Origin of the sequence: Bacillus sp. 22475, from assembly GCF_052044835.1 — a bacterium.
In the GTDB taxonomy this organism is placed as follows: domain Bacteria; phylum Bacillota; class Bacilli; order Bacillales; family Bacillaceae_G; genus Bacillus_A; species Bacillus_A cereus.
This window is the reverse complement of sequence record NZ_JBQENW010000002.1, coordinates 483,482-498,206: the sequence shown is the minus strand read 5'-3', so window position 1 is coordinate 498,206 and position 14,725 is coordinate 483,482. Positions and strand designations below refer to the sequence as shown.

Below are 14,725 nucleotides of genomic sequence, written 5' to 3'. Positions count from 1 at the left end.
TGTTTAGCTACGTTCCTCCGCGGAAATACTAAGAGATAAAATATTGCGGGAGGAAATAAATAATGAGCTGGACAAATATATTTTTAGTTGTTCAACTTGTTTTTGGTGTAATTGTCGGATTATATTTCTGGCATTTACTTCGAAATCAACGAACACAAAAAGTTTCAATTGATCGAGAATCGAAAAAAGAATTAGAACAGCTTCGTAAAATGCGTGAGATTTCTTTAACAGAGCCGCTAGCAGAAAAGGTGCGTCCTACAACCTTTTTAGATATTGTAGGGCAAGAGGACGGGATTAAGTCCTTAAAAGCGGCTCTTTGTGGTCCGAATCCGCAACATGTAATCATATATGGCCCGCCAGGTGTTGGGAAAACAGCGGCAGCACGTCTTGTATTAGAAGAAGCGAAACGAAATCCTAAATCTCCATTTCGTACGAATGCAACATTTATTGAACTTGATGCGACGACAGCTCGGTTTGATGAACGTGGTATCGCAGACCCTTTAATTGGTTCGGTGCATGATCCGATTTATCAAGGTGCTGGGGCGATGGGGCAAGCAGGTATTCCGCAACCGAAAAAAGGTGCTGTAACAGATGCGCATGGTGGTATTTTGTTTATTGATGAGATTGGCGAACTCCATCCGATTCAAATGAACAAAATGTTAAAGGTGTTAGAAGATCGAAAAGTATTTTTAGAAAGTGCGTACTATAGTGAAGAAAATACGATGATCCCAACATATATACATGATATTTTCCAAAAAGGCTTACCGGCAGATTTTCGCTTAGTTGGAGCAACGACACGTTCGCCAGAGGAAATTCCTCCTGCTATTCGGTCACGTTGCTTAGAAGTATTTTTCCGCGAATTAGATACGGAAGAGGTTCAAAAAGTAGCGAAAAACGCCGCGGAAAAAGTGGAAATGCAAATAGGTGAAAATGGTATTGAAATGATTGGGATGTATGCAAGAAATGGACGAGAGGCGATTAATCTCGTACAAATTTCTGCTGGTATGGCGATAAATGAAGAACGTTCTTTCATTAAAGATGAAGATATAGAGTGGGTTGTTCACTCAAGTCAGCTTACACCGAAATACGAAAAGCACATTTATCCGATTCCAAGGATTGGTCTTGTAAATGGTCTTGCTGTATACGGACCAAATACAGGTGCGTTATTAGAAATTGAAGTAACAGCAATTCCGGCGAAAGATAAAGGATCGGTAAATGTTACCGGAATTGTAGAAGAAGAAAGTATTGGTAGTCAAACGAAATCGATTCGCCGTAAAAGTATGGCAAAAGGCTCTGTTGATAATGTATTAACAGTACTTCGTTCTTTAGATGTGTTGCCAGAAGGATACGATATACATATTAATTTTCCAGGTGGTATCCCAATTGATGGACCTTCTGCAGGAATCGCTATGGCAACAGGTGTATATTCTGCGGTGCATCGCACATATGTAAATAATGAAGTAGCGATGACAGGTGAAATAAGTATACACGGAGAAGTAAAGCCTATTGGTGGCGTGTACGCAAAAATAAAAGCTGCGAAAAAAGCGGGAGCTAAGAAAGTCATTATTCCTGCTGAAAATATGCAACCATTTTTGTATACGATAAAGGGAATCGAAATTATTCCTGTCCGTAAATTAAAAGAAGTATTTGAGTTAACGTTTATGCAAGAAAATATGCATAGAGAGCTAGATGTACATACTAACGTAGACGAAACAGATGCACAATCTATGTAAAAATAAACAATAATAAAATTTGCCAGACTTCGTTTAAGTTTGTATGCTTAATCGGAGTCTTTTTTCTTTTCGTGAGGTAGAAAAACAAGCTATTTACAATTGCGAGGAATCTCAGCAATTGCATCTAGGTGTATTGTAATATAAAATAGTTGAACAGGAGTTTAATTTATTATGGAGGTGCTATGTCTAGTATGAATACGAACGAAAGAATCGTGCCCCTCCTACCATTAAGAGGCGTTCTCGTATATCCAACGATGGTTTTGCATCTTGATGTAGGACGTGATAAATCGATACAAGCACTAGAGCAGGCGGCAATGGATGAAAATATCATCTTTTTAGCAATGCAAAAAGAAATGAATATCGATGATCCGAAAGAAGATGACATATATAGTGTAGGTACAGTGGCGAAAGTAAAGCAAATGCTAAAATTGCCGAACGGTACGCTTCGTGTCCTTGTGGAAGGTTTACATAGAGCAGAAGTAATAGAGTTTATCGAAGAAGAAAATGTAGTACAAGTGTCTATTAAAACGGTAACTGAAGAAGTAGAAGATGATTTAGAAGAGAAAGCTCTTATGCGTACGTTACTGGAGCATTTCGAACAATATATTAAAGTTTCGAAAAAAGTTTCAAATGAAACATTTGCAACGGTAGCTGATGTAGAGGAACCAGGGAGATTAGCTGATTTAATTGCTTCTCACTTGCCGATTAAAACGAAGCAGAAACAAGAGATTCTAGAGATTGTATCTGTAAAAGAACGATTACATACACTTATTTCAATTATTCAAGATGAACAAGAGTTACTTAGCCTAGAAAAGAAAATTGGGCAACAAGTGAAACGTTCAATGGAGCGCACGCAAAAAGAATATTTCTTACGTGAGCAAATGAAGGCGATTCAAACTGAACTTGGCGACAAAGAAGGTAAGGGCGGAGAAGTAGAAGAACTTCGTGAAAAAATTGAACAGTCAGGTATGCCTGAAGAAACAATGAAGGCTGCGCTGAAAGAATTAGATCGTTATGAAAAGTTACCAGCAAGTTCTGCGGAGAGTGGTGTTATTCGCAATTATATTGATTGGTTATTAGCGCTTCCGTGGACAGAGGCAACAGAAGATATAATTGATCTTGCTCATTCGGAAGAGATTTTAAATAACGATCATTACGGTCTTGAAAAAGTGAAAGAGCGTGTACTTGAATATTTAGCTGTACAGAAGTTAACGAATTCATTAAAAGGACCTATCCTTTGTTTAGTAGGCCCTCCTGGGGTCGGAAAAACTTCGTTAGCGCGTTCAATTGCAACATCATTGAATCGTAACTTTGTCCGTGTATCTCTTGGTGGTGTGCGTGATGAATCTGAAATTCGTGGTCACCGCCGTACATATGTTGGAGCAATGCCAGGACGCATTATTCAAGGTATGAAAAAGGCGAAAACAGTTAATCCAGTCTTCTTATTAGATGAGATTGATAAAATGTCTAACGATTTCCGTGGAGATCCATCAGCAGCATTACTTGAAGTATTAGATCCAGAACAAAACCATAACTTCAGTGATCATTACATTGAAGAACCATATGATCTATCGAAAGTTATGTTTGTAGCAACTGCTAATACACTTTCAAGTATTCCAGGTCCATTACTTGACCGTATGGAAATCATTTCGATTGCTGGCTATACAGAACTTGAAAAAGTACACATTGCTCGTGAGCATTTATTGCCGAAACAATTAAAAGAGCATGGCTTACGAAAAGGTAATTTACAAGTACGTGATGAAGCGCTTCTTGAAATTATTCGTTATTATACACGTGAGGCTGGTGTTCGTATGCTAGAACGCCAAATTGCAAAAGTTTGCCGTAAAGTAGCGAAAATTATCGTTACAGCAGAACGTAAACGTATCGTTGTGACAGAGAAAAAGATTGTTGATTTACTTGGTAAACACATATTCCGTTATGGGCAAGCTGAAAAAACAGACCAAGTTGGTATGGCAACAGGTCTAGCTTACACAGCAGCAGGCGGCGATACACTTGCAATTGAAGTTTCTGTAGCGCCAGGAAAAGGGAAACTAATTTTAACAGGGAAACTTGGGGATGTTATGAAAGAATCAGCACAAGCTGCGTTTAGTTATATACGTTCTCGTGCAGAAGAGCTTCAGATTGATCCGAATTTCCATGAGAAAAATGATATTCATATTCATGTTCCAGAAGGAGCAGTTCCGAAAGATGGACCGTCAGCAGGTATTACGATGGCAACGGCACTTATTTCTGCATTAACAGGTATTCCTGTAAGTAAAGAAGTAGGTATGACAGGTGAAATTACACTTCGTGGTCGTGTATTACCAATTGGTGGCTTAAAAGAAAAAACATTAAGTGCTCACCGCGCAGGCTTAACAAAAATTATTTTGCCAGCAGAAAACGAGAAAGATTTAGATGATATTCCAGAGAGCGTAAAAGAAAACCTTACGTTTGTGCTTGCATCTCATTTAGATGAAGTATTGGAGCACGCATTAGTAGGAGTGAAACAATGAAAGTAACAAAAGCAGATATTGTAATTAGTGCTGTTAAACCAGAACAATATCCAGACAGTGATTTACCAGAAATTGCATTAGCAGGTCGTTCAAATGTCGGGAAGTCTTCCTTTATTAATAAAATTTTAAATCGTAAAAAGTTAGTGCGTATTTCTTCTAAACCAGGAAAAACGCAAACACTGAACTTTTTCTTAATCAATGAGATGATGCATTTTGTTGACGTTCCAGGTTATGGATATGCGAAAGTGTCTAAATCGGAGCGCGCGGCATGGGGGAAAATGATTGAAACGTACTTTACAACGCGTAAGCAATTAGACGCAGCTGTATTAGTAGTTGATTTACGTCACCAGCCAACAAGTGATGACGTGATGATGTATGATTTCTTAAAGCATTATGAAATCCCAACAATTATTATTGCGACGAAAGCCGATAAAATCCCGAAAGGGAAATGGCAAAAGCATTTAAAAGTTGTAAAAGAAACGCTTGCTGTTGAAATTGGCGATGAAATCGTTCTATTCTCTTCTGAAACAGGACTTGGGAAAGAAGAAGCGTGGAAGGCAATTCATAAAATGACAAAAACAAAAAACGCGTGACGAATGTCGCGCGTTTTTTTCTTTATATAAGCTGTTAACGTACGTTTAATGTAACTTCAATATTACCTCGTGTTGCTTTAGAGTAAGGACATACACCGTGAGCCGCTTCTACAAGTTCTTGTGCTTCGCTATGTGAAACGCCAGCGACATGTACATCAAGCACGGCAGATAGGCCAAAACCACCATCTGTATCTTTTCCGATAGAAACGTGAGCGGTTACTTCTGTACTTTCTACTTTCATACGTTTTGTACGAATGACAAGTTGTAATGCACTATCGAAACAAGCTGCATAACCAGCTGCAAATAGTTGTTCTGGATTTGTTGCTTCTCCACCTGCACCACCTAGTGCTTTCGGCATTTTCACATCAAGATTTAATATGCCATCATCTGAAACTACTTTCCCATTTCTTCCACCTGTTGCTGTTACTGAAGCAGTATATAATTTATCCATATTTATTCCCCTTTTCCATCATTAATTGTTTTCATTGTTTCAATTAGTTTATTTAGTTGAATTAATAAAGAGCGATATTCTTGCTCTGTAATTCCTAAGTTTGTAGCCATTGTTGTCGGTAATGAACAAGCCTTTTCCTTTAAATTTTTGCCTTGTTCTGTTAATTCAATACAAACTTTTCGCTCGTCTTCTTTGGAACGAACACGTTTTACAAGTGTTAATGATTCCATTCGTTTTAACATAGGTGTTAACGTACCGGAATCTAAAAATAGACGTTCTCCAATTTCTTTTACTGTTAGTCCATCTTGCTCCCATAGTACGAGTAAAGTAATGTACTGGGGATACGTAATACCCATCTCTTCTAAATAAGGTCGATAAAAACGAGTAACCTCTCTAGAACAGGCATAAATAGAAAAACAAAGTTGGTTATCTAGATGCAAAGAGTCCTCTGTCATACATAACTCCCTTCTTATTAAGTTGTGCACAATTTAATTTTGTAAAATCAATATAACGAAAAAGAAATAAAATGTCAAATACATTGTATTGAGAAAGTGTTTGCTACATTTTGGAACAATCATACATATTTTCCTTCATGATGAAAGAAGATAGGAAAGATGATGTTATAATTTATATGGAATAGTTTCCATCACTTGATTATGAGGACTTTTTTTGGTAACGTACAAATAGAGTTATTAATTTATAATCATTATAAAGTAGAAGTTTTTTTATTAGTTTGCTGAATCTCCTTTATTACATACGGAGAATAATTAAAAAATAATCGGTTGTTCACACGATTGTCAGATTCATAAGAGGAAAGTTGTATTATGATAGTAGATAAAGTGATAAAACGGGTGAAGGGGGACATGCTGCGTGCATATTCTTGTTGTTAGTGTAAATTATCGAACAGCCCCTGTAGAATTTCGTGAGAAACTCACATTTCAGGCAGCAGAGCTAGAGCGAGCGATGACTACATTACAAAATCAAAAGAGCGTGTTAGAGAATGTCATTGTATCAACTTGTAATCGCACTGAGATTTATGCTGTTGTCGATCAATTACACACGGGACGGTATTATATTAAGAAATTTTTAGCTGATTGGTTTCAGCTTGAAATAGAAGAAGTCGCACCATATTTAACTATTTTTGAACAAGATGGTGCAATAGACCATTTATTCCGCGTAACGTGCGGTTTAGATTCTATGGTAGTGGGAGAAACACAGATTTTAGGCCAAATAAAAGATAGCTTTTTAGAAGCACAACAAGTTAAAGCAACAGGCACAATTTTTAATGAATTGTTTAAGCAAGTCATTACATTAGCAAAACGTGCCCACTCAGAAACAACAATTGGTGAAAGTGCGATGTCTGTTAGTTATGCTGCTGTTGAGCTTGGAAAGAAAATATTTGGCGAGTTAACAGATTGTCATGTGCTTATTCTTGGTGCTGGTAAAATGGGCGAACTTGCACTACAAAACTTATATGGAAGTGGTGCTCGTAAAGTAACAGTTATGAATAGGACGCTTTCGAAAGCAGAAGTAATGGCTGAGAAATATATGGGACATGCAAAATCATTAAGCGAATTACAATGTGCATTATTAGAAGCAGATATTTTAATTAGTTCAACTGGTGCATCTGAGTATGTCATTACAAAAGAGATGATGACAAAGGTGGAGAAAATGCGTTGTGGTCGTCCTTTGTTTATGGTTGACATTGCAGTGCCACGTGATATTGATCCAGCGATTGATGAGCTAGAAGGTTCTTTCTTGTATGATATTGATGATTTACAAGGAGTAGTGGAGGCAAACCGTGCTGAGCGTTTGAAAGAAGCAGAGAAAATTCAATTTATGATTGAAGAGGAAATTGTTCTATTTAAAACGTGGTTAAGTACACTTGGTGTTGTTCCATTAATATCAGCTCTTCGTGATAAGGCACTTGCAATCCAAAGTGAAACGATGGTAAGCCTAGAGCGAAAAATACCAAACCTTAGTGATCGTGAGAAAAAAGTTATTAGTAAGCATACGAAAAGTATTATTAATCAATTATTAAAAGACCCAATTTTAGTAGCAAAAGAAATAGCTGCTGAAGAGGGAGCGAGCGAAAAACTAGCGTTATTTGCAAAGATTTTCGATTTAGAAACGGAAGAAGTAGAGAGTCGTGCGGAAGAAGTAGAACATAAAAGAGTGTGGACACCATCCGTTCCATCTTTATAATTTGGAAGGATGATCGGATGAGTTTTTTAAATAACAGTATTATTTATCATATTGCAATTATTTTATATGCTTGTAGCATTAGTTTATATTTTATAGATTATTTCCAAAGTAACCGAAAGGCGAACCGATTTGCTTTTTGGTTACTTTCGATTGTATGGGTATTGCAGTCTATTTTTATGTTGCTTAGGGCGACAGATTCAGAAACGAATCCCATTTTAACTTTATTATCAGGGATTTATTTTTATGTTTGGTTATTGATTACGATGTCGTTAGTCATAAATCGATTTATGCGCGTTGACTTTTTAGTCTTCTTTACAAATGTTGTTGCATTTGGCGTAAGCGCTTTTTCTATTTTTACACCGCTCGGAAAGATGTCGCCAGTACTTGCAAAGCAATTAGTTTCAGAACTTGTATACGTGCATGTTGGAATGGCAATTATTTCTTATGCAACGTTTACGGTATCGTTTATTTTTTCTATTATGTATTTACTGCAATATCGCCTATTAAAAAAGAAAAAGTGGAATGCGAGATTAAGAAGGTTAGGGAATTTACCGAAGCTTGAATCTACGTCTTACGGATTAAATTTATTTTCTGTTCCGTTTTTCTTACTAGCAATTTTATTGGGGTGTATATGGGGATATACAAAATTGGACAATTTCCATTGGTATGATACGAAAGTAATCGGATCTTTTGTCGTTCTATTTGTGTATTGCACAGGTTTATATTTACGAGCGGCAGATGTGTTGCAAGGTAAGAAAATTGTACAGTGGAATATCGGATCGTTTCTCGTAATGCTAGTAAACATTTTTCTATTAAGCAGTTTATCCAATTTCCACTTTTGGTATTTATAATGAGGAGAGAGAATTATGCGTAAAATTATTGTAGGGTCACGAAAGAGTAAACTAGCATTAACGCAAACAAACTGGTTTATTGATCAGTTAAAAGCGCTAGGTCTACCATATGAATTTGAAGTGAAAGAAATTGTCACAAAAGGTGATGTTATTTTAGATGTTACTCTTTCAAAAGTAGGCGGAAAAGGCTTGTTCGTTAAAGAAATTGAGCATGCGTTACTTACGAAAGAAATCGATATGGCTGTACATAGTATGAAAGATATGCCGGCCGTACTTCCAGAAGGTTTAATGATTGGCTGTACACCGAAGCGTGTTGACCCTCGTGATGCTTTTATCTCAAAAAGCGGAGCATCGTTTAAAGAGTTAGCAGAAGGCGCTATTTTAGGTACGAGTAGTTTAAGACGTAGTGCACAGCTACTCGCTGCGAGACCAGATTTACAAGTGAAGTGGATTCGCGGGAATATCGATACACGTTTACGTAAATTAAAAGAAGAAGATTACGATGCGATTATTTTAGCGACAGCTGGATTACAAAGAATGGGCTGGGATGATGAAGTTATTACAGAACATTTAGATGAAACGTTATGTGTACCTGCTGTAGGACAAGGTGCATTAGCGATTGAATGTCGTGAGGATGATAAGGATTTATTGCAATTGTTAGCGCATATTAATGATGCGATAACAGAAAGAACAGTGGCAGCGGAGCGAGTATTTCTTCATAAACTTGAAGGTGGATGCCAAGTTCCAATCGCTGGATATGCAACCCTTACAGAAAACGATGCAATCGAATTAACAGCTCTTGTCGGCTCTATGGATGGCTCTGTTTTATTAAAAGAGACAGTAGTGGGTACTAATCCTGAAGAAGTAGGATTAGAGGCCGCGGACCGTTTAATTAAACAAGGCGCCAAAGAACTCATTCTTGCTGCAAATAAGGAGCAACAATAAATATGAACGCTCTCGCTGGAAAAACGGTATTGATTACACGTGCCCAGCATCAAGCGAAACAAATGAGTGTAGCAGTGAAAGAAAAGAGCGGAATTCCATTGGAAATTCCGCTTTTGCGTATGGAAGGTATGTCTCATAGGCAAATTCAACATATTGAAGAGCAGCTACATTCATACGACTGGGTTATTTTTACGAGCAGAAATGGTGTAGCTTTTTTTCTAGATAGTTTAAAAAAGAAACTACCACTAACCATTAAAATCGCTGCGGTAGGTGTGAAAACAAAATTAGAGTTAGAAAAAAGGGGCTATCAAGTTCATTTTGTTCCGACTTCATTTGTTGCAGAAGCATTTGCCGAAGAGTTTCTAAAAGAATTAAATGGAAACGAACGTATTTTATTTCCAAAAGGCAATTTAGCAAGAGATGTAATACCAGTTAAACTGCGTGAAATTGGTGTTTCTCTAGATGAGTTGATCGTATACGGTACGAAAGTGAATGTAGAAAAAAAGCAAGAGCTTATAGCAGCGTTGAAGTTAGGAGAAGTAGACATTATTACATTTACGAGTCCTTCAACTGTTACTAGTTTTGTTCGTTTACTTGAGGGTGCAAACTGGAGAGAATGGACAAAAAAATGTACAATTGCTTGTATAGGACCTATTACGGAAAAAGAGGCAAGTCGTTATTTTCCGTCTGTTATTGTGCCGAAAGAGTACACTGTAGAAGCATTACTACAATGTGTTTGTGAATCTATAAAATGAAAGAATGGGGATAGAAATCTATGAACTCTTTACAATTTAATCGTCATCGTCGTTTAAGACAAAGCGGGGGCATGCGTGCGCTTGTGCGTGAAACGTTTTTACATACGGAAGATTTTATTTACCCTATTTTTGTATTAGAAGGTGAAAATGTTCGTAATGAAGTTCCTTCTATGCCAGGCGTATATCAAATGTCTTTAGATTTATTGCAAGCTGAAATGCAAGAAGTTGTTGATTTAGGTATTCGTTCTGTTATTGTATTTGGTTTACCTGCTGAAAAGGATGAAGTTGGATCATCAGCATATTGTGATCATGGAATTGTACAACGTGCTATTCAGCAAATTAAAGGTGATTTCCCTGAGCTAGTAGTAGTTGCAGACACATGTTTATGTCAATTTACAAGCCATGGTCATTGCGGTGTAATTGAAGATGGTATTATTTTAAATGACGAGTCTCTTACAGTTCTTGCGAAAACAGCTGTAAGTCAAGCGAAAGCAGGAGCGGACATTATTGCGCCATCAAACATGATGGACGGCTTCGTAACAGCAATTCGCCATGCATTAGACGAAAATGGTTTTGGACACGTGCCAGTTATGTCGTACGCTGTGAAATATTCATCAGCATTTTATGGACCATTCCGTGATGCTGCGCACGGTGCACCGCAATTTGGTGACCGTAAAACATATCAAATGGATCCGGCAAACCGTATGGAAGCATTCCGTGAAGCAGAATCAGATGTAATGGAAGGTGCAGATTTCTTAATCGTAAAACCAGCTCTTTCTTACTTAGATATCGTTCGTGATGTGAAAAATAACTTTAATTTACCAGTTGTCGCTTATAATGTAAGTGGTGAATATTCGATGATTAAAGCGGCAGCGCAAAATGGCTGGATTAATGAAAAAGAAGTTGTTCTTGAAAAATTAATTAGTATGAAACGTGCAGGAGCAGACTTAATTATTACGTATCATGCGAAAGATGCAGCAAAATGGTTACAAGAAGGAGGCGCTAAATAATGAAAAAGTTTGATAAATCGATTGCGGCGTTTGAAGAGGCACAAGACTTAATGCCTGGTGGCGTAAATAGCCCGGTTCGTGCTTTTAAATCTGTTGGGATGAATCCGTTGTTTATGGAGCGTGGAAAAGGCTCTAAAGTATATGATATTGATGGGAATGAATACATCGACTACGTATTATCATGGGGGCCTTTAATTCATGGTCATGCAAATGATCGTGTTGTAGAAGCGTTAAAATCTGTTGCTGAAAGAGGTACAAGCTTCGGTGCACCAACAGAAATTGAAAATAAATTAGCAAAACTTGTTATTGAGCGCGTGCCATCAATTGAGATTGTGCGTATGGTTAACTCTGGAACGGAAGCAACAATGAGTGCACTACGTTTAGCTCGTGGTTATACAGGTCGTAATAAAATCTTGAAATTTATTGGTTGTTACCACGGTCATGGTGATTCGCTATTAATTAAAGCTGGTTCTGGTGTGGCGACTTTAGGTTTACCAGATAGTCCTGGTGTACCAGAAGGTGTAGCGAAAAATACGATTACAGTAGCTTATAACGATTTAGAAAGCGTAAAATACGCGTTTGAACAATTCGGTGATGATATTGCTTGTGTAATTGTAGAACCAGTAGCAGGAAATATGGGGGTTGTTCCTCCGCAGCCTGGATTTTTAGAAGGTCTTCGTGAAGTAACAGAACAAAACGGTGCATTGCTTATTTTTGATGAAGTAATGACAGGGTTCCGAGTAGCTTATAATTGTGGCCAAGGTTATTATGGCGTAACACCTGATTTAACATGCTTAGGTAAAGTAATCGGTGGTGGTTTACCAGTAGGAGCATACGGTGGTAAAGCAGAAATTATGCGCCAAGTTGCACCAAGCGGACCGATTTATCAAGCTGGTACTTTATCGGGTAACCCACTTGCAATGGCAGCAGGTTATGAAACGTTAGTACAGTTAACGCCAGAATCATATGTAGAATTTGAGCGTAAAGCTGAAATGTTGGAAGCTGGATTACGTAAAGCAGCTGAAAAACATGGCATTCCACATCATATTAACCGTGCAGGTTCTATGATTGGTATTTTCTTTACAGATGAGCCCGTTATTAATTACGATGCAGCAAAATCTTCAAACTTAGAATTCTTTGCGGCTTACTATCGTGAAATGGTAGAACAAGGTGTATTCTTACCGCCATCTCAATTCGAAGGTTTATTCTTATCGACAGCACATAGTGACGCAGATATTGAGGCGACGATTGCAGCAGCTGAAATTGCAATGTCAAAATTAAAATAATGTATTAGAGAAAAATCGCTCTCCATAAGGGGAGCGATTTTTTTTATTCATAAAGTAAGCTTTCCCTACATAAATCTGTAATGACATATAGTTTGGGAGGGGGAAAAGAAGTGGCTGCAGATCATTCGTTACGATTTTCATTAAAAGAATCTGTTTGGTTCCAAAAGGGACAGGAAGTCGATGAACTTTTGTCAATTTCGTTAGATCCAGACGTTGAGATAGAAGAGCTTGATCATGAAGTAATCGTGAGAGGGCAATTAGATTTAACGGGAGAGTATGTTGCACGAAAAGATGATTCGGCGTATTCATTGAGAGAACTATCGCCAGCAAAGTCAATTGATTATGTAGAAACAAGGGAAGATGGGGTTAATGAACTTGTTCATTCCTTTCCGCTTGAAATATCAATTCCGAGAAATCGAGTGAAAGTAATTGAAGAGCTATATGTATCAATTGAGGAATTTGATTATGAATTAAAGGAAAATGGTTGCTTACAATTATTAGCGGATATATCTATTACAGGTTTATGTGATGAGGAAAGAATCGAGGATGAAGAGGGAGAAACGGCGTATGCGGAGTTAGAAGATGATTCTGCGCAAGAGGATGAACATAGACCGGTGCCACATGTAGAAGAACCAGCATATAAGGAATCAGATGAGTGGGAAGATTACGCATTTGAACCGTTCCAATTAGAAGAAAGAAAAGAGCAGGAATTAGAAGAAGAGAAAATAGAAGAACATGAATTTGTGGAGCGTGAAGAGGAGCAAGAAACGACGCCACAATTTGAATTGTTCGGGCGAAAAGATTTCAAGAAAGAAAAAGCGAAAAAGCAGGAAGAACAAGAAGAAGAGTATTCACAGCGAGATGAAAATGCGCTTTATTTAACAAAAATATTTACGAAAGAACCGGAAGAAGAATTTACAAAGTTAAGAATGTATTTCGTGCAAGAAGGGGACACAATTGAATCTATTGCAGAACGTTATGAAACGTCTGTACAAAATTTATACCGTGTCAATCAAACAGAAGATATATTTTTAAATACGGGGCAAATTATTTATATTCCCGTTTCAAAGGTAAAGGCGAAATAAGGAAGTGAGTGTTTTCACTCGCTTCTCTTCTTAGAGGCTATGTTTTGAATAGAAAGGGTTATTCGTATGGATATTGAATTACGAAATCACTATGAACCTATCGTGAGGCAATATAGATTGGATACGCAGCATGTGGAAGAGCACGGAAGTGTAATGAAAATTTATACGAATCAAGGTCCGTATGCACTCAAGAAAATAGAAGGCAGAAAGTTAGAGCGGAATAACTTTCTGCATCATATTCAATATTTGAAGGAGAAAGGTTTTTCAAATTATGTACCTATATACCACGCGACGGATGGAAATTATATTTTAAGTGACGGGACGTATAATTATTATTTAATGCCTTGGTTAGAACGTGCAGAAGGAAACGGCGAGGATAATGATCAATACCATAAAATGTTTCAGACACTTGGAACGTTGCATCAAAAAACTGTAAAGGAAGAAACATATACGGAAGAAGATTTAGAAAAACATTATACAACTATATCCGATCGCTGGGAAAATGATGGTGAGATGTTAGAAGAGTTTCTCGTAGAATCTGAATCAAAATGGTATATGTCCCCGTTTGAATTACAATATTGTACGTACTATCATCATGTAATGAGAGCGCGTGAATTTGCAACGAAGCAATTAAATGAGTGGAACGATGCGATGAAAGAAAAAGAGAAAACACGTATTACTTTTGTGCATGGTAACGTGTCACTTAATCATTTTTTATTTGACTATGAGCGAAATGGCTATTTTATTAGTTTGGAAAAATCGAAGTTTGCAACGCCTGTGCAAGATATAGTAGGTTTTTATTCACGGTCTTTAAACACATATCCAATCGCAAGAAGTGATCGGTTTGAATGGTTTCAAATGTATCAAAAAAATTTCCCTTTTACGAAAGAAGAGCAACTACTTATGTTTGCGTATATGACGTATCCATCGCAATTTATTCGGCAAATCCAGTCTTATAAGAAAAGAAGAGATAATCGCAACGAGGAAAATGAACTGCGCGGAGTAAAGAGTTTGCAACAATCGCATTGGCTCGTTAGCAATATAGAATATTTCCTGTCACAATTACAAGCTGCCCAGCAAGGGAACGGGTAAAGTAAAACTTTAATCAGCGGGTGGCTCCAACCTAACTTCTTTGCTTCAGCTGAATTTTGAGGTGGGGTCTTATTGCCCGCAAATAGCGGGATAAAGAAGATAAGTAGAGAATGCTACTTATCTTCTTTATATTCACCCGAAAAGTCATAGTTTTAAATTTATCTTGACGAATAAGGTTTCGTTTTTTACACTATTGTATATAATAA

At 37.4% G+C, this 14,725-nt stretch carries 13 protein-coding genes; 11 read left to right on the top strand and 2 right to left on the bottom strand.

Features of this window, described 5'->3' with window-relative positions; genetic code table 11:
• Nucleotides 1–62 precede the first annotated feature (62 nt).
• The 3 genes from lonB to ysxC all read left to right on the top strand — a co-directional run bounded on the left by lonB (nucleotide 63) and on the right by ysxC (nucleotide 4,839).
• On the top strand, nucleotides 63–1,733 hold the full coding sequence (gene lonB / locus ACTJJY_RS05960; protein ID WP_440605184.1) for an ATP-dependent protease LonB: 1,671 nt from the start codon (nucleotides 63–65) through the stop codon (nucleotides 1,731–1,733).
• A 182-nt stretch (nucleotides 1,734–1,915) separates the two neighbouring features.
• Nucleotides 1,916–4,246 carry an endopeptidase La gene (lon, locus tag ACTJJY_RS05955; protein ID WP_440605183.1) on the top strand — a complete coding sequence of 777 codons (2,331 nt, stop codon included), beginning with the start codon at nucleotides 1,916–1,918 and terminating at the stop codon, nucleotides 4,244–4,246.
• Nucleotides 4,243–4,839, top strand: coding sequence for a ribosome biogenesis GTP-binding protein YsxC (gene ysxC / locus ACTJJY_RS05950; RefSeq protein ID WP_000869118.1), 597 nt, complete (start codon nucleotides 4,243–4,245; stop codon nucleotides 4,837–4,839). Before lon ends, ysxC begins: the two co-directional genes overlap by 4 nt.
• Before the next feature lie 34 nt (nucleotides 4,840–4,873).
• Here ysxC and ACTJJY_RS05945 read toward each other — a convergent pair whose 3' ends face one another.
• Entirely contained in the window at nucleotides 4,874–5,290 is a 417-nt protein-coding gene (locus ACTJJY_RS05945) for an organic hydroperoxide resistance protein (protein WP_000359774.1), read from the bottom strand.
• 2 nt (nucleotides 5,291–5,292) lie between these two features.
• Nucleotides 5,293–5,745: a MarR family winged helix-turn-helix transcriptional regulator gene (locus ACTJJY_RS05940; protein WP_016080166.1), complete on the bottom strand. Its 453-nt coding sequence runs from the start codon at nucleotides 5,743–5,745 to the stop codon at nucleotides 5,293–5,295.
• A 415-nt stretch (nucleotides 5,746–6,160) separates the two neighbouring features.
• Between ACTJJY_RS05940 and hemA the strand changes: the two genes are divergently transcribed.
• The 8 genes from hemA (at nucleotide 6,161) to ysxE (ending at nucleotide 14,519) form a co-directional block, all read left to right on the top strand.
• The gene (hemA, locus tag ACTJJY_RS05935) at nucleotides 6,161–7,495 is read left to right on the top strand and encodes a glutamyl-tRNA reductase (protein WP_440605182.1); all 1,335 of its coding nucleotides are present in this window, start codon (nucleotides 6,161–6,163) and stop codon (nucleotides 7,493–7,495) included.
• A gap of 17 nt (nucleotides 7,496–7,512) precedes the next feature.
• Nucleotides 7,513–8,346 carry a cytochrome c biogenesis protein gene (locus ACTJJY_RS05930; RefSeq protein ID WP_440605181.1) on the top strand — a complete coding sequence of 278 codons (834 nt, stop codon included), beginning with the start codon at nucleotides 7,513–7,515 and terminating at the stop codon, nucleotides 8,344–8,346.
• Between the two features lie 15 nt (nucleotides 8,347–8,361).
• Complete coding sequence (hemC, locus tag ACTJJY_RS05925) at nucleotides 8,362–9,291, top strand: hydroxymethylbilane synthase (RefSeq protein WP_440605180.1); 930 nt, start codon at nucleotides 8,362–8,364, stop codon at nucleotides 9,289–9,291.
• 2 nt (nucleotides 9,292–9,293) lie between these two features.
• The gene (gene hemD, locus ACTJJY_RS05920; protein WP_000992343.1) at nucleotides 9,294–10,046 is read left to right on the top strand and encodes a uroporphyrinogen-III synthase; all 753 of its coding nucleotides are present in this window, start codon (nucleotides 9,294–9,296) and stop codon (nucleotides 10,044–10,046) included.
• A gap of 20 nt (nucleotides 10,047–10,066) precedes the next feature.
• The gene (hemB, locus tag ACTJJY_RS05915; RefSeq protein ID WP_440605179.1) at nucleotides 10,067–11,056 is read left to right on the top strand and encodes a porphobilinogen synthase; all 990 of its coding nucleotides are present in this window, start codon (nucleotides 10,067–10,069) and stop codon (nucleotides 11,054–11,056) included.
• The gene (gene hemL, locus ACTJJY_RS05910; protein ID WP_000712942.1) at nucleotides 11,056–12,342 is read left to right on the top strand and encodes a glutamate-1-semialdehyde 2,1-aminomutase; all 1,287 of its coding nucleotides are present in this window, start codon (nucleotides 11,056–11,058) and stop codon (nucleotides 12,340–12,342) included. The genes hemB and hemL overlap by 1 nt, the downstream gene beginning before the upstream one ends.
• A gap of 80 nt (nucleotides 12,343–12,422) precedes the next feature.
• Nucleotides 12,423–13,427, top strand: a complete 1,005-nt coding sequence (spoVID, locus tag ACTJJY_RS05905; protein ID WP_440605178.1) for a stage VI sporulation protein D — start codon at nucleotides 12,423–12,425, stop codon at nucleotides 13,425–13,427.
• Nucleotides 13,428–13,493: 66 nt separating this feature from the next.
• Nucleotides 13,494–14,519, top strand: coding sequence for a spore coat protein YsxE (ysxE, locus tag ACTJJY_RS05900; RefSeq protein ID WP_440605177.1), 1,026 nt, complete (start codon nucleotides 13,494–13,496; stop codon nucleotides 14,517–14,519).
• Nucleotides 14,520–14,725 lie beyond the last annotated feature (206 nt).

Coding starts and splice junctions, on each gene's coding strand:
- lonB (WP_440605184.1), top strand. CDS start 63: ATGAGCTGGACAAATATATTTTTAGTTGTTCAACTTGTTTTTGGTGTA.
- lon (WP_440605183.1), top strand. CDS start 1,916: ATGTCTAGTATGAATACGAACGAAAGAATCGTGCCCCTCCTACCATTA.
- ysxC (WP_000869118.1), top strand. CDS start 4,243: ATGAAAGTAACAAAAGCAGATATTGTAATTAGTGCTGTTAAACCAGAA.
- ACTJJY_RS05945 (WP_000359774.1), bottom strand. CDS start 5,290: ATGGATAAATTATATACTGCTTCAGTAACAGCAACAGGTGGAAGAAAT.
- ACTJJY_RS05940 (WP_016080166.1), bottom strand. CDS start 5,745: ATGACAGAGGACTCTTTGCATCTAGATAACCAACTTTGTTTTTCTATT.
- ACTJJY_RS05930 (WP_440605181.1), top strand. CDS start 7,513: ATGAGTTTTTTAAATAACAGTATTATTTATCATATTGCAATTATTTTA.
- hemC (WP_440605180.1), top strand. CDS start 8,362: ATGCGTAAAATTATTGTAGGGTCACGAAAGAGTAAACTAGCATTAACG.
- hemD (WP_000992343.1), top strand. CDS start 9,294: ATGAACGCTCTCGCTGGAAAAACGGTATTGATTACACGTGCCCAGCAT.
- hemB (WP_440605179.1), top strand. CDS start 10,067: ATGAACTCTTTACAATTTAATCGTCATCGTCGTTTAAGACAAAGCGGG.
- hemL (WP_000712942.1), top strand. CDS start 11,056: ATGAAAAAGTTTGATAAATCGATTGCGGCGTTTGAAGAGGCACAAGAC.
- spoVID (WP_440605178.1), top strand. CDS start 12,423: ATGACATATAGTTTGGGAGGGGGAAAAGAAGTGGCTGCAGATCATTCG.
- ysxE (WP_440605177.1), top strand. CDS start 13,494: ATGGATATTGAATTACGAAATCACTATGAACCTATCGTGAGGCAATAT.